The 16,768-nt window shown below is 76.1% G+C and carries 1 protein-coding gene; it reads left to right on the top strand.

The genetic code is table 11. The annotated features are described in order from the left end of the window. On the top strand, positions 1-16,768 hold a 16,768-nt coding region (locus tag AB0H12_RS44300), incomplete at both ends, for a non-ribosomal peptide synthase/polyketide synthase (RefSeq protein ID WP_499632552.1).

Here is a 16,768-nt window from a genome sequence, read left to right as displayed (position 1 = left end):
TTGGTGCATTCGCCGGTGGCGTTCGACGCGTCGACGTATGAGATCTGGGTTCCGTTGTTGGCGGGTGGCACGCTCGTGCTCGCCCCACCCGGGGACCTCGACCTGGACGTGCTCGCGCGGGTGATCGTCGAGGGCGGGGTCACCGCACTGTGGCTCACCGCCGGGCTGTTCGCGCTGCTGGCCGCCGAGGACCCGGGCTGCCTGGCCGGTGTGCAGCAGGTGTGGGCGGGCGGCGACGTCCTGCCCGCCTCGGCCGTGCGCCGGGTGCGGCAGGCGTGCCCGGACACGACGGTGGTCAACGGCTACGGCCCCACCGAGACCACGACCTTCGCCACCCGGTACCCGATCCCGGCCGGTGGCCCGGTGCCCGACCCGGTGCCCATCGGCCACCCGCTCGACGACACCCGCGTCCACCTGCTTGACGCCGCGCTGCGGCCGGTGCCCGACGGCGGGATCGGCGAGGTCTACCTGGCCGGTGCCGGGCTCGCGCGCGGTTACCTGGGCCGGCCCGGCGACACCGCGCAGCGGTTCGTCACCGACCCGTTCGGCCCGCCCGGCGCCCGGATGTACCGCACCGGCGACCTGGCCCGGCGGCGGCCCGACGGCGCGCTCGTCTTCGCCGGCCGGGTCGACGAACAGGTCAAGGTGCGCGGCTTCCGCATCGAGCCCGCCGAGGTCGAGCGGGTGCTGGCCGGCCGGCTGGACGTGACGCAAGCCAGTGTGGTGGCACGCGAGGACCGGCCCGGTGACAAGCGCCTGGTCGCCTACGTCGTGCCCGCCGGGGTGGTGACGCCGCAGGCGCTGGCCGACGCCGTGGCCGCCGTGCTGCCCGCCTACATGGTGCCCTCCGCGGTCGTGCTGCTCGACGCGATCCCGTTGACCCCCAACGGGAAGGTCGACCGCCGGGCGCTGCCCGCGCCGCCGGTGGCCGCGGCCGGGCGGGCGCCGCGCAACGCGCGCGAGTCGGCGCTGTGCGAGGTCTTCGCCGACGTGCTGGGCGTGACCGAGGTCGACGCCGACAGCGACTTCTTCGCCCTCGGCGGCCACTCGCTGGCCGCGATGCGGTTGGCCGGGCGGCTGCGTGCCGCGCTGGGCGTCGAGGTCGGGATGCGCGCGGTGTTCGAGCACCCCACGGTGGCCGAACTGGCCGCACACCTGGACCGGGCGGGCACCGCCCGGCCGCCGCTGCGCCGCGCGGTCCGCCCGGAGGTGCTCCCGACCTCGCCCGGCCAGCGCGGTCTGTGGTTCCTAAACCGCGCCGACAGCGACGACGCGAGCTACCACATCCCCTTCGTGCTGCGGATGTCCGGCACGCTGGACCACGATGCGCTGCGCGCCGCGCTCACCGACGTCGTCACCCGGCACGAGGTCCTGCGCACCACCTACCCCGGCGTCGACGGCGTGCCGCGGCAGCACGTGCTCGACCCGGCCGAGGTGCCGGTCGAGCACGTGCGGGTGACCGGCGACGACCTCGCCGAGGCGCGCCACGAGGCCGCCGCCCGGCCGTTCGACCTCACCTCCGAGCCACCGCTGCGGGCACACCTGTTCCAAGTGGACGACGGGACGCACGAACTCCTCCTGGCGCTGCACCACATCGCGGTCGACGGCTGGTCGCTCGCGCCGCTGTCGGCCGACTTGTCCGCCGCCTACACTGCGAGACTGGCCGGTCATGCTCCACAGTGGACCGAACTGCCGGTGCAGTACGCCGACTACGCGCTGTGGAAGCGCGCGGAACCGGAGCAGCTCGACCACTGGCGCACGACCCTCGCGGGCCTGCCCGAGGAACTACCGCTGCCGCTGGACCGCCCTCGCCGACCCGAGTCGGGCGCACCCGGCCGCACCCTCGACTTCTCCGTGCCCGCCGCGCTGCGCGACGCGGTGAACCGCCTCGCGGCCGAGACCGGCACCAGCCTGTTCATGGTCCTGCACGTCGCGCTGGCGGCGCTGCTGTCCCGGCTCAGCGGCCTGACCGACATCCCGATCGGCGCGGCGGTGGCCGGCCGGGACGACCCCGCGCTGGACCGCGCGGTCGGGTTCTTCGTCAACACCCTGGTGCTGCGGCTGAACACCTCGGGCGAGGTGAGCTTCCGCGACCTGCTGGCCCGGGCGCGTGCCACCGACCTCGCCGCGCTCGCCAACGCGGACGTGCCGTTCGAGCGGCTCGTGGAGGAGCTGAGGCCGAACCGGGTCGCGGGCCGTCACCCGCTCGTGCAGACCCTGCTGGTGCTGCGGAACGTGCCGGAGGCCGAGGTGCGGATGCCCGGCCTGCACGTCGACACCCGGCTGGAGCCGCTGCGCACCGCACGGTTCGACCTGGCGTTCACCTGCGTCGAGCGGCCCGACGGCATCGGCGGGCAGCTGGAGTACCGCACCGACCTGTTCGACCACGGCACCGCGCGGGCGCTGGCCACGCGGCTGGTCCGACTGCTGGCACGGGCGGTGTCCGAGCCGGACGCCCCGGTGACCGCGCTGGACCTGCTCGACCCGGCCGAAGCCGACCGCACCCGTGAGCTGGGCCGCGGCCCGGACCACCCGCCGCCCGGCGTCGGGCTGGTCGAACGGCTCCAGGCGGTGGCCGCCGCCGCGCCGCACCGGCCCGCGCTGCTGTTCGGCGACCTGGTGCTCGACCACGGCGAGCTGAACCGGCGGGCCAACCGGCTGGCCCACGAGCTGATCGCGCGCGGCGTGGGACCGGGCACCTCGGTGGCGGTGGCGCTGCCGCGCTCGGCCGAGCTGGTCGTGGCGCTGCTGGCGGTGCGCAAGACCGGCGCGGCCTACGTGCCGATCGACCCCGACCACCCGGCCGACCGGATCGGGCACGTGCTGACCGACGCCCGCCCCGTGCTGGTGCTGACCGCGACGCCCGACGCGGCGGCGGCCGTGCCCGAGCTGGTGCCCGGCGACTTCGCCGACCGGCCCGACACCGACCCCACCGACGCCGACCGTTCCCGGCCCGCCCACGGCGCCGACGCGGCGTACACGATCTACACCTCCGGTTCCACCGGCCGGCCCAAGGGCGTGGTCGTGCCGGTGGACGCGCTGGACAACTTTCTGGTCGCCATGGCGCGCCACTTCCCGATGGACCACCGCGACACCCTGGTCGCGGTCACCACCGCCGCGTTCGACATCGCGGCCCTGGAGGTGTTCCTACCCCTGCTGGCCGGTGCCAGGGTGGTGGTCGCGCCGCGCGAGGCCGTGCTCGACCCGAAGGTCCTGGCGGCGCTGATCACCTCGGTCGACGCGACCGTGCTCCAGGCCACCCCGTCGCTGTGGCGGGCGCTGGCGTCCGAGGCGCCCGGAGCGCTGCGCGGCCTGCGCGTGCTGGTCGGCGGCGAGGCGCTGCCGCCGGACCTGGCCGCGCGGCTGCGCGCGGAGGCGGTCGAGGTCACCAACCTATACGGGCCCACCGAGACCACCGTGTGGTCCACCGCGAGGCGGCTCGACGACCGGCCCGGCGCGCCGTCCATCGGCGCGCCCATCGACAACACGCAGGTCTACGTGCTGGACCGTTGGCTGAGGCCCGCGCTGCCCGGTGTCGCCGGCGAGCTGTACATCGGCGGCCTCGGCCTGGCGCGCGGCTACCACGACCGGCCCGGCCTGACCGCGCAGCGCTTCGTCGCCGACCCGTTCGGCGAGCCCGGCGGCAGGCTCTACCGCACCGGCGACCTGGCCCGCTGGGCGCCCGACGGGCAGCTCGAGTACCTGGGCCGGGTGGACCACCAGGTCAAGGTCCGCGGCTTCCGGGTGGAGCTGGGCGAGATCGAGGCGACGCTGACCGCGCACCCGGACGTCACCGCCGCGGCGGTGGTGCTGCACCGGGACGCGCTGGTGGCGCACGTGGTCGCGGACGGCCCGGTGGACCGCGACTCGCTGCGCGCGCGGCTCGTGGCGGCGCTGCCGGACTACATGGTGCCCGCCGCGCTGGTCGAGCACGCAACCTTCCCGCTCACCCCCAACGGCAAGCTCGACCGCGCCGCGCTGCCCGCACCGGACGGCGCCGCCTGGTCGGCCGTCGACCGGGTCCGCGAGCGCCCGCGCGACCCGCGCGAGGAGCTGCTGTGCGAGCTGGTCGCGGAGGTCCTCGGCCGCGAGGTGGGCGTGACCGACGACTTCTTCGCGCTGGGCGGGCACTCCCTGCTGGCCATCCGGCTGGTCGGCCGGATCGCTGCGGTGTTCGGCGTGCAGCTGCGCATCCGGCACCTGTTCGAGACGCCTACGCCGGCCGGCTTGGCCCGGCGGCTGGGCGGGGCCGACGCGGGCCGCGAGCCGGTGCGCCGGATGCCGCGCCCGGCCGAGGTGCCTCTGTCGTTCGTCCAGCGGCGGATGTGGTTCCTCAACCGGTACGAGGACTCCGGCGCGCTCTACAACATCCCGATGGTGCTGCGCCTGTCCGGTGAGCTGGACCGCACCGCGCTGCGGGCCGCGCTGACCGACCTGGTGGACCGGCACGAGGTGCTGCGCACCACCTTTCCCGAGCACGACGGGCGGCCCGCCCAGCACGTGCTCGACCCGGTCGAGGGCGCGCCGCCGCTGCTGGTCCGGCCCGCCCGCGAGGCCGAGGTCGACGAGCTGGTCGTGGCCGAGGCGCAGCGGTCGTTCGACCTGACCACGCAGACGCCGCTGCGCGCCCACCTGTTCGAGCTGGGCCCGACCGAGAACGTGCTGCTGTTGGTGCTGCACCACATCGCCGGCGACGGCCCGTCCACCGAGCCGTTCACCCGCGACCTGTCCACCGCCTACGCCTCCCGCCTCGGCGACGCGGCCCCGGACTGGGCCGACCTGCCCGTCCAGTACGCGGACTACACCTTGTGGCAGCGGGAGCTGCTGGGGGAGGAGTCCGATCCGGACAGCGTGCTCGCCGCGCAGCTCGACTACTGGCGCGGCGCGCTCGACGGTGCGCCCGAAGCCCTGGAGCTGCCCACCGACCGGCCGCGGCCGGCCACGCCCAGCTACCGGGGCGACACCGTGCCGGTGCACGTCGACGCGGAGCTGCACCGGGCGGTGGCGGAGCTGGCCCGCGCGCACGGCGTCACCGTGTTCATGGTGCTCCAGGCCGCCGTCAGCGCCCTGCTGACCAGGTTGGGCGCGGGCACGGACATCCCGATCGGCAGCCCGGTGGGCACCCGGACCGACCCGGCCCTCGACGACCTGGTCGGCTTCTTCGTCAACACCTTCGTGCTGCGCGTGGACACCTCCGGCGACCCGACCTTCGCCGAACTGCTGGCCAGGGTGCGGGAAACCGACGTCGGCGCCTACGCCCACCCGGACGTGCCCTTCGAGCGGCTGGTGGACCGACTGGCCGTGGACCGCACGCAGTCCCGGCACCCGCTGTTCCAGGTGTTCCTGGCCTTCCAGGCGCAGCAGGAGCCGAAGGTGGAGCTGCCCGGCCTGACCGCCGGGTTCTCCGTGCCCTCGGTCGGGGTGTCGCGCTTCGACCTGGCCTTCGACCTGGTGGAGCGGCGCGCCGGCGGTGTGCCGGCCGGGGTGTCGGGCGTGGTGGAGTTCAGCACCGACCTGTTCGACCGGGCCACCGCCGAACGCGTCGCCGGCCGGTTCACCCGCCTGCTCGCCGGGGTCGTCGCCGACCCGGCCGCGCGCGTGGGCGAGGTCGACCTGCTCACCGCCGAGGAGCACGACCTGGTGACCCGGTGGGCCACGCCTGCGGGCGCGGTCGACCGGCCGCTCACCCTGCCCGAGCTGGTCACCGCACAGGCGCACCGCACGCCGGACGCCCTGGCGGTGGTGGCCGAGTCGGACGCGACCGAGTTGACCTACCGCGCGCTCAACGAGCGGGCGAACCTGCTGGCGCACCGGCTGATCGCGCTGGGCGCGGGCCCCGACCGGCTGGTCGGCCTGGCGGTGCCGCGCTCGGCGGAGCTGGTGGTGGCGTGGCTGGCGGTGCTCAAGACCGGCGCCGCCTACCTGCCGGTGGACCCCGCCTACCCGGCCGACCGCATCGGGTTCATGCTCGCCGACGCCGCGCCCGCGCTGCTGGTCACCACCGAGGCGGTGGCTGCGGGCCTGCCCACCGCCGACGTCCCCGTGGTGCTGGTCGGGGCGGGGGAGCCGCAGGACCGGCGGTCCGGGCGGGGCGACCCGTCCGACGCCGACCGGACCCGGCCGCTGACCGTCGACGACGCCGCCTACGTCATCTACACCTCGGGTTCGACCGGTCGGCCGAAGGGTGTGGTGGTGACGCATCGGGGTGTGGCGGGGATGGTGCGGTCGCACGTGGAGCGGTTGGGGATCGGGGTGGGCAGCCGGTTCCTGTTGGCGGTGTCGATCGCGTTCGACGTGTCGATGGCGGACATCACGATGGCGCTGTCCACCGGCGCCACCCTCGTGCTGCCCGCACCGGACAAGCACGTCGCGGGTGACGAGCTGGCCGCGCTCATCGACGACCACGCGATCACGCACACCGACCTCGTCGCCGCCGTGCTGGCTTCGCTGCCGGATCGGGAGTTGCCGTCGTTGCGGGGGTTGATCGTCGGGGGTGAGGCGTGTTCGGCGGACCTGGCGGCGCGTTGGGCTCCGGGTCGCACGCTGGTGCACGTCTACGGGCCGACCGAGACCACCGTCGTGGCCACCATGAGCGCACCGGCCACCGGCACGGCCGCCCCGCCGATGGGCACACCCCTGCCCGGCACCCGCGCCTACGTGCTCGACGGCGCGCTGCGCCCGGTGCCCGTGGGCGTGCCCGGCGAGCTGTACCTGGCCGGTGACGGGGTGGCCCGCGGCTACCTGCACCGCCGCGGGCTGACCGTCGAGCGGTTCGTGGCCGACCCGTTCGAGGGCCGCGGCGGTCGGATGTACCGGACCGGGGACGTGGTCCGGTGGCGCGCGGACGGCAACCTGGAGTTCGTCGGGCGCGCCGACCAGCAGGTCAAGATCCGCGGCTTCCGGGTGGAGCTGGGCGAGGTGGAGAACGTGCTGGCCCGCCACCCGGACGTGGCGCGGGTCGCGGTCGTGGCGGGCGACGACCGGGCCGGGCGGCGACGGCTGTTCGCCTACGTCATCCCGCGGACCGGGCGCGCACTGGTGCCCGCCGGGGTGCGCGAGCACGGCGCCGCGACCCTGCCCGACTACATGGTGCCCTCCGCCGTGGTGGTGCTCGACCGGTTCCCGCTCAGCCCCAACGGCAAGCTCGACCGCGCCGCGCTGCCGGTGCCCGACCTGGGCTCCGGAGTTTCCGGGCGTGCTCCGCGCACCCCGCGCGAGGCGGTGCTGCGCGACCTGTTCGCCGAGGTGCTCGAGGTGCCCGCGGTCGGCGTGGACGACAGCTTCTTCGACCTGGGCGGCGACAGCATCGTGTCCATCCAGCTCGTCAGCCGGGCCCGCGCGGAGGGGCTGGCCTTCAGCCCGCGCGAGGTGTTCGAGCACCGCACCGTCGAACGCCTCGCCGCCATCGCCACCGCCGCGACCGCGCCCGCCGAGGCGCTGGGCACGGCCCTGGGCGAGGTGCGGCCGACGCCGATCGTGCGCTGGCTGGCCGCGAGGGGCGGCCCGGTGGACCGGTTCCACCAGTCCGTGCTGCTCAGGGTGCCCGCCGACGTGGGGAAGCGGCGGTTGGTCCAGGCCGTGCAGACCGTGCTCGACCACCACGACGTGCTGCGCGCCCGCATCGCCACCGACCGTCCCGACTGGACGATCACGGTCCCGCCGCGCGGTGCGGTGCGCGCCGAGGACTGCGTGCTGCGGGTGACGGCGGTCGACCCGGACGAGGAGTTCCTGGCTTGGCACGCCGACCGGGCCGCCGCCGAGCTGTCCCCGCCGGACGGGCGGCTGGTGCGCGTGGTGTGGTTCGACGCTGGCCCCGACCGACCCGGCCTGTTGCTGCTGTGCCTGCACCACCTGGTGGTGGACGGGGTGTCCTGGCGCATCCTAGTGCCGGACCTGGCCGAGGCGTGGCGCACGCCCGGCGTGGCGCTCCAACCGGTCGGCACGTCGTTCCGCCGCTGGGCGCAGCGGCTGGCCGAGCACGCCGACGACCCCCGGACCGCCGCGGAGCTGCCGCACTGGCGGGAGGTGCTGGCCACGCCCGACCCGCCGCTGGGTCGCCGCGACCTCGACCCGGCCGTCGACGTCGTGGCCCGCGGCCGGACCCTCACCCTGACCCTGCCCACCGCGACCACCGCGCCGCTGCTGACCACCGTGCCCGCCGCCTTTCACGCGGGCGTGAACGACGTGCTGGTGGCCGGCCTGGCCACGGCGCTGGCGCGGTGGCGCCCCGGCCGCGACGCGGTGCTGCTGGACGTGGAGACCCACGGCCGGGAGGAGTTCGCCGAGGGCATCGACCTGTCGCGCACCGTCGGCTGGTTCACCTCGATCTCCCCGGTCCGGCTGGACGTCACCGACCTCGACCCGGCCCGCCTGCTCAAGCGCGCCAAGGAGAGCCTGCGCGCCGCCGCCGACCGTGGCCTGTCCTTCGGGCTGCTGCGCCACACCAAGGGCCACGACCTGGGCACGCCCCGGGTCGAGTTCAACTACCTGGGCCGGTTCGTCGTGGCCGAGGACGCCGACTGGGCGCCCGTGGGCGGGGCGCTGGGCGGTGCCGAGGACCCGCGCACGCCGTTCGCGCACGAGCTGGAGGTCAACGCGCTCACCGAAGACCACCCCGACGGGCCGCGCCTGGTCGTCGAGTGGACCTGGCCGGGCGACCTGCTCGACGAGGCCGACGTCCGCGAGCTGGGGGCGCTGTGGTTCCGGGCGTTGGCCGGGCTGTCCCGGCTCGACCGCGGCGGCCACACCCCCTCGGACTTCCCGCTCGTGCGGCTGTCCCCGGCCGAAGTGGACCGGCTCGACGCCGAGGTGCCCGACCTGGTCGAGGTGTGGCCGCTGAACCCGTTGCAGGAGGGGATGCTCTTCCACGCGCTCTACGACGACGGCCGCGACGCCTACACCACCCAGTTCGTCGTCGACCTCGAAGGCGACCTCGACCCGGACCTGCTGCGCCGCTGCGCCCGCGCGCTGCTGCGCCGCCACCCCGTGCTGCGGGCGGCCTACCGCGCGGACGGTGAGCGGCCGGTGCAGGTGGTCGCCGCCGGGACACCGCTTCCGTGGCGGCTGGTGGAGCTGCCCGAAGACCCCGACGCGGTGCTCGCCGCCGAGTTGGCGGCCCGGTTCGACCCGGCCACGCCGCCGCTGGTCCGGTTCGCGCTGCTGCGCCTGGGCCCGGACCGGTGGCGGCTCGCGGTGACCAGCCAGCACGTGCTGCTCGACGGCTGGTCGATGCCGGTGCTGCTGCGCGAGCTGGTCGCGCTCCACGCCGCCGGCGGCCGGGACGTGCTGGAACCCGCCCCCTCCTACCGCGGCTACCTGGACTGGCTGGCCCGCCGGGACCGGCCGGCGGCCGAACGGGCCTGGGCTGCGCTGCTGGCCGGGGTGGACGAGCCGACCCTGGTCGCGCCGGGTGCCGGGCGCGGTGAGCCCACCGTGCCGGTCACGACGAGCCTGGACGAGGCCACCACCGCGCGGATCGCCGCGCTCGCCCGGCGCTGCGGGACCACGGTCAACACCGTGGTGCAGGCCGGCTGGGGGCTGCTGCTGGGCGTGCTGACCGGCCGGGACGACGTCGTGTTCGGCACGACCGTGAGCGGCCGGCCGCCGGAGGTGCCCGGGGTGGAGCGGATGGTCGGCTTCTTCCTCGACACCGTGCCGGTGCGGGTGCGGCTGGACCCGGCGTGCTCCACCGAGGACCTGCTGGTCGGCCTCCAGCACCAGCTGTCCGGGCTGACCGACCACCTCGGCCTTGGCCTGACCGCGATCACCCGGCTCACCGGGCTGAAGGAGCTGTTCGACACCCTGACCGTGTTCGAGAACTACCCGGACCCCGGTGAGCTGTCCGGCGGCGGGGTGCGTGTCCTCGGCGCCGACGGCGTGGACGCCATCCACTACCCGCTGGGCCTGGCCGCCGTGCCCGGTCCGCGGCTGTCGCTGCGCGTGGTGCACCGGCCGGACGTGTTCACCGCCGAGCAGGCGGGGGAGATCGCCGACCGGTTGGTCCGACTGCTCACCGCGATGGCCGACGACCCGGCGCGTCCGATCGGCGCGCTCGACCCGATGCCCGCGGATGAGCGACTGCGCCTGCTGGAGCGGTGGAACGACACCGGTCGGCCGGTCGAACCCGTGCTGCTGCCGGACCTGGTGACGGCCCAGGCGGCCCGCACCCCGGACGCGACCGCCGTCGAGTGCTTCCCGGACGGGGTGACCGGGCAGGCGCTCACCTACCGCGAGCTGGACCGCCGGGCCAACCGGCTGGCCCACCACCTGCGCGCCGGGGGCGCCGGACCGGAGCGGCTGGTCGCGCTGGCGCTGCCGCGCTCGGTCGAGCTGGTGGTGGCGTGGCTGGCGGTGCTCAAGACCGGCGCGGCCTACGTGCCGATCGACCCCGGCCACCCGGCCGACCGGATCGCGCGGCTGCTCGACGACGCGCGCCCGGTGCTGGTCGTGACTCCCGAGGTGGTCGCCGACCCGGCCGTCGCCGACCGTCCCGACACCGATCCCGACCGCACCGGCCTCACCCCGGCCAACGCCGCGTACGTCATCCACACCTCGGGTTCGACCGGTCGGCCGAAGGGTGTGGTGGTGACGCATCGGGGTGTGGCGGGGATGGTGCGGTCGCACGTGGAGCGGTTGGGGATCGGGGTGGGCAGCCGGTTCCTGTTGGCGGTGTCGATCGCGTTCGACGTGTCGATGGCGGACATCACGATGGCGCTGTCCACCGGCGCCACCCTCGTGCTGCCCGCACCGGACAAGCACGTCGCGGGTGACGAGCTGGCCGCGCTCATCGACGACCAGGCGATCACGCACACCGACCTGGTCACCTCGATGCTGGCTTCGCTGCCGGATCGGGAGTTGCCGTCGTTGCGGGGGTTGATCGTCGGGGGTGAGGCGTGTTCGGCGGACCTGGCGGCGCGTTGGGCTCCGGGACGCACGCTGGTGCACGTCTACGGGCCGACCGAGACCACCGTCGTGGCCACCATGACCGAACCGCTGCGCCCCTCCGAGGCGCCGCCCATCGGCAGGCCCCTGCCGCACGTGCGGGCCTACGTGCTGGACGCCGCGCTGCGCCCGGTGCCCGTGGGCGTGCCCGGCGAGCTGTACCTGGCCGGTGACGGCGTGGCCCGCGGCTACCTGGACCGCCGCGGCCTGACCGCGCAGCGGTTCGTGGTCGACCCGTTCGAGGGCCGCGGCACCCGGATGTACCGGACCGGCGACGTGGTCCGGTGGCGCGCGGACGGCAACCTGGAGTTCGTCGGCCGCGCCGACCAGCAGGTCAAGATCCGCGGCTTCCGCATCGAGCCGGGCGAGGTCGAGGCCGCGCTGGTCGCGCACGAGGCGGTGGCCGCCGCGGCGGTGGTGGAGGTGGAACGCGGCACCCTGGCCGCTTACGTCGTCCCGGTCGCCGGCGCGGTGGTGGACCCGTCCGGCGTGCGGGCGTTCGCCGCGCGCACCCTGCCCGACCACATGGTGCCCGGCGTGGTCGTGGTGCTCGACCGGCTCCCGCTCAGCCCCACCGGCAAGCTCGACCGCGCCGCGCTGCCCGCGGCCGACCTGACCTCCCTGGCGTCGGGCCGCGCGCCGCGCACACCCGGCGAGGAGATCCTCTGCGCGCTGTTCGCCGACGTGCTCGGCCTGCCGAGGGTCGGCGCGGACGACGACTTCTTCGCCCTGGGCGGGCATTCACTGCTGGCCACCAGGGTGATCAGCCGGGTGCGCGCAGCCCACGGCGTGGAGCTGACCATCGGCGCGCTGTTCGACGCCCCGACCGCCGCCGGGCTTGCCCGCCTGCTCGGCGCGGCCCTGGCCAGCGCGCCCCGGGACGCGGTCCGGCCCCCGGTGCGCCCGGCGCCGCGGCCCGAGCGCGTGCCGCTGTCCCTGGCGCAGCGCCGGCTGTGGCTGCTCAACCGCCTCGACCCCGGCGGCCTCTACAACGTCCCGATCGCCCTGCGGCTGCGCGGGGCCTTGGACCGGGACGCGCTCGACGCGGCCTTGGCGGACCTCGTCGGTCGGCACGAGGTGCTGCGCACCCTGCTGCCGGAGACCGACGACGTGCCGCACCAGGTCGTGTCGGCCTCCGCGACCGTCGTGGCCGAGACCCGCGCGGTGTCCGAAGAGGATCTGCCGGCCGCGTTGAGCGCGGCCACCGCGGAGCCGTTCGACCTCGCGGCGGACCTGCCGCTGCGGGCGGTGGTGTTCGCCTTGGGCGAGCGCGAGCACGTCCTGCTGCTGGTGCTGCACCACGTCGCGGGCGACGCGGGTTCGGTTCCCGTGCTGCTGCGCGACCTCGCGGAGGCCTACACCGCCCGCCGGGCCGGCACAAGTCCACAGTGGACCAAACTGCCGGTGGCCTACGCCGACTACGCCCTGTGGCAGCGCGAGCACGTCGAACCCGCGCTCGACCGCCAGGTCGAGCACTGGCGCGCCGCCCTGGCGGACCTGCCCGAGGCGCTGACCCTGCCCGCGGACCGCCCCTACCCGGCCTCGGGCACGGGACCGGCCGGCGCCGCCGGGTTCGACCTGCCCGCCGAGGCGCACGCGAACCTGGCTCGGCTGGCCGGGCATGGCCAGGTCAGCACGTTCATGGTGCTGCACGCCGCGCTCGCGGCCCTGTTGACCAGGATGGGCGCGGGCACCGACATCCCGATCGGCACCCCGATCACCACCCGCCCGGACGAGACGCTGGACGAGGTCGTCGGGTTCTTCCTCAACACGCTGGTGCTGCGCGCCGACACATCGGGCGACCCGTCGTTCCGCACCCTGCTCGACCGGGTGCGCCACACCGACCTGGCCGCCTACGCCCACGGGGACCTGCCGTTCGAGCAGTTGGTGGACCGGCTCAACCCGACCCGCTCGCCGTCGCGGCACCCGCTGTTCCAGGTGATGCTGGTGGTGGTCGACCAGGACGCGCCGCCGCCGGAGCTGCCCGGCCTGGAGGTCGTCGGCGAACCCGTCGAGGCCACCGCCGCCCGGTTCGACCTCACCGTCCGCTGCGTGCTGCGCCGCGACGCCGAGGGGCGGCCCGCCGGGATCACCGGCGCGGTGGAGCACCGCGCCGACGTCTTCGACCACGCCACCGCCACCGCGCTCGGCGCGCGCCTGGTCCGCCTGCTCACCGCCGCGTCGGTCGACCCGGACCGGCCGATCGGGGAGCTGGAGGTGCTCGACGAGCGGGAGCGCCGCGCCCTGACGGCGCCGTGGCGGCCGCTGGGCGGGCCCCTGCTGCCCGGCCTGGTCGCCGCCCAGGCCCGCCGCACCCCCGACGCGGTCGCGGTGGTGGACGGCGGGACCGAGCTGTCCTACGCCGAGCTGGACGCCGCAGCCAACCAGCTGGCCCGGTGGCTGATCGCCCGCGGCGCCGGGCCCGAGCGGCTGGTGGCGGTGGCGCTGCCCCGCTCGGCCGCGCAGGTGGTGGCGCTGCTGGCGGTGGCCACCTCCGGGGCGGCCTACCTGCCGCTGGACCCCGGCCTGCCCGCCGCGCGCACGGCCGCCCTGCTGCGCGACGCCCACCCGCTGCTGGTGCTGACCGAGCTGCCGGTCACCGACGACCTCGACGCCGCTGCTGTCACCGACGACGACCGGGTGGCGCCACTGCTCCCCGGGCACCCCGCCTACGTCATCCACACCTCCGGCTCGACCGGCGTGCCCAAGGGCGTGGTGGTCGAACACCGGGCGCTGGCCGGGTACCTCAACCGGGCGCGCGGCGCGTACGCCGGGCTCGACGGCCCGGTCGTGGTGCACTCGCCGGTGTCCTTCGACCACACGGTGACCGCGCTGTGGACGCCGCTGAGCGTCGGCGGGCGCCTGCACCTGGCGGCGCTGGACGCCGACCTCGCGGTGCGGCCGGCGTTCCTCAAGGCCACCCCGAGCCACCTGCCGCTGCTCGCCAACCTGCCGGACGTCGCCGCGCCCACCGCTGAGCTGATGCTGGGCGGCGAGGAGCTGGTGTCCGCCGACCTCGCGCCGTGGCGCGCGCGGCACCCGGACGTGCCGGTGGTCAACGTCTACGGGCCCACCGAGGTGTGCGTGAACTGCACCGAGCACCGGCTGGAGCCCGGCGACCCGCTGCCCGCCGGCACGGTGCCCATCGGCCGGCCGCACTCCTACGCCGCCGTCCGCGTGCTGGACGCGGCGCTGCGCCCGGTGCCGCCCGGTGTCGTCGGCGAGCTGTACGTGGCGGGCGAGGGCCTGGCGCGCGGCTACCTGGGCGACCCGGCCCGCACCGCCGCACGGTTCGCGCCCGACCCGTTCGGCCCGCCCGGCGCCCGGATGTACCGCACCGGCGACCTGGCCACGCGCCGCGCGGACGGCGTGCTGGTGTTCGCCGGCCGCGCCGACGACCAGCTCAAGCTGCGCGGGCACCGCGTCGAGCCGGGCGAGGTGGTCGCCGCGCTGGCCGCCGACCCGGCCGTGGCGCGGGCCGCCGTCGTGGTCCGCGAGGACAACCCGGGTGACCGCAGGCTGGTCGCCTACGTCGTCCCGGCGCCCGGCGGCGAGCCCGACCCGGCGGCGCTGCGGGCGCGGGCGGCCGACGTGCTGCCCGGCCACCTGGTGCCCGCCGCGGTCGTGGTGCTCGACGAGCTGCCGCTGACCCGCAACGGCAAGCTGGACCACCGCGCCCTCCCCGCACCCGGCCACGCGTCGACCGGCAAGGCCGCGATCGGCAGGGCCCCGGCAACCCCGCTGGAGGCCGCGGTGGCCGAGGTGTTCGCCGCGGTGCTCGGCGTGCCGGAGGTGGGTGCGGACGAGGGCTTCTTCGAGCTGGGCGGGCACTCGCTGCTGGCGATCCGGGTCGTGTCGCGGGTGAAGGCGGCCTTCGGCGTCGACCTCGGGATGCGGGTGCTGTTCGAGGCGCCCACGGTGGCGGGCCTGGCGGCCCGGATCGCGGCGGCCGAGACGACCGCCGGCCCGGCGCCCGGGAGGATGCCCAGGCCCGAACGCGTCCCGCTGTCCTACGCGCAGCGCCGGCTGTGGTTCCTCAACCGCGTGGACGACGGCCACGGCACCTACCACGTGCCCTTCGCGCTGAGGCTGGGCGGCGAGCCGGACGTGCAGGCGCTGAGCGCCGCGCTCGGCGACCTGGTGCGCCGGCACGAGCCACTGCGCACGGTCTTCCCCGAGGCCGACGGCGAACCGCACCAGGCGGTGCTGCCCGCCATCGCGCCGGAGCTGCCCGTGGTCGAGGTGACCGCGCCCGAGCTGGACGCGGCGCTGGCCGCCGCCACGGCCGTGCCGTTCGACCTGGCCAGCAGCCCTCCGGTGCGGGCCCGGCTGTTCCGCCTCGCACCCGACGACCACGTGCTGCTCGTGGTCGTGCACCACATCGCCACCGACGGCTGGTCGGCGGCGCCGTTCACCGCCGACCTGGCTGCCGCCTACCGGGCCCGCCACGACAGGACGTCGCCGACGTGGGCGCCGCTGCCGGTGGACTACGCGGACTACACCCTGTGGCAGCGCGCGGCGCTGGGCGCCGAGGACGACCCGGGCAGCCCGTTGGCGCTCGGGCTGGCGCACTGGCGGACCGCGCTGGCGGACCTGCCCGACCGGCTCGACCTGCCCTTCGACCGGCCCCGGACCGCCACCGCCGACCCCCGCGGCGACCGCACGCCGGTGGTGATCGGACCGGACACCCACCGGCTGCTCACCCGGTTCGCCCGGGAACACCGGGCCAGCGTGTTCATGGTCGTGCACGCCGCGTTCGCCGCGCTGCTGTCGCGCCACGGCGCGGGCCCGGACATCCCGATCGGCACCCCGGTCGCCGGGCGCACCGACGGCGCGCTGGACGACCTGGTCGGCTTCTTCGTCAACACCCTGGTGCTGCGGCTGGACACCGGCGGACGCCCCGGCCTGCGCGAGCTGGTGCACCGGGCACGGGCGGCGGACCTGGCCGCCTACGCACACCAGGAGGTGCCGTTCGAGCGACTGGTCGAGGTGCTCAACCCGCCCCGCTCGCCGGCGCACCACCCCCTGTTCCAGGTGATGCTCGTGCTCGGCGCGGACGAACCCGCGCCGGTGGAGCTGCCGGGGCTGACCGCGCGGCCGTGGCCGGTGGGCGGTGCGACCGCCAAGCACGACCTGTCGCTGCTGCTGGCCGAACGCGCGGACGGTGCGCTGGCCGGCTCGCTGGAGTACCGCACGGCGCTGTTCGACCCGGACACCGCGGCGGCGCTGGCGGACCGGTTCACCCGGCTGCTGACCGCCGCGCTGGCCGCGCCGGACCTGCCGCTGGCCTCGTTCGACCTGGTCACCCCGGCCGAGCGCGCGGTGCTGGCGCGGGCCAGCGCGGGCGCCAGGGTGCCGGTCCCGGAGGGCGGCACGGCGGCGCTGTTCGCCTCGGTGGCCGCCGCGAACCCGGACGCCGTCGCGATCGTCGACGGCCCGGACCAGGTGACCTACGCCGAGCTGGACGCGCGGGCCGAGCGGCTGGCGCACGCGCTGGCCGCGCGCGGCGCGGGACCGGAACGGCTGGTCGCGCTGGACCTGCCGCGCTCGGTCGACTTCGTGGTGGCGGTGCTGGCGGTGGGCAGGACCGGCGCGGCCTACCTGCCGCTGGACCCCGCCCAGCCGCCCGCACGCCGTGCGGAGGTGCTGGCCGTCGCGGAGCCGGTCGTCGTCCTCGGACCCGACCGGGACATGACCGCACCCGTGCCTACCGCCCCGCTGCCGCGCCCGCTCGGCCATCCGGAGCGGTTGTGCTACGTGATGTTCACGTCGGGGTCGACGGGTGTGCCGAAGGGTGTGGCGGTGACGGATGCCGATGTGGTGGCGT

Source organism: Actinosynnema sp. NPDC023794 (genome assembly GCF_040639675.1).
In the GTDB taxonomy this organism is placed as follows: domain Bacteria; phylum Actinomycetota; class Actinomycetes; order Mycobacteriales; family Pseudonocardiaceae; genus Actinosynnema; species Actinosynnema luteola.
Note: the sequence above shows the minus strand (reverse complement) of the source record. Positions and strands in the feature narration are given on the sequence as shown.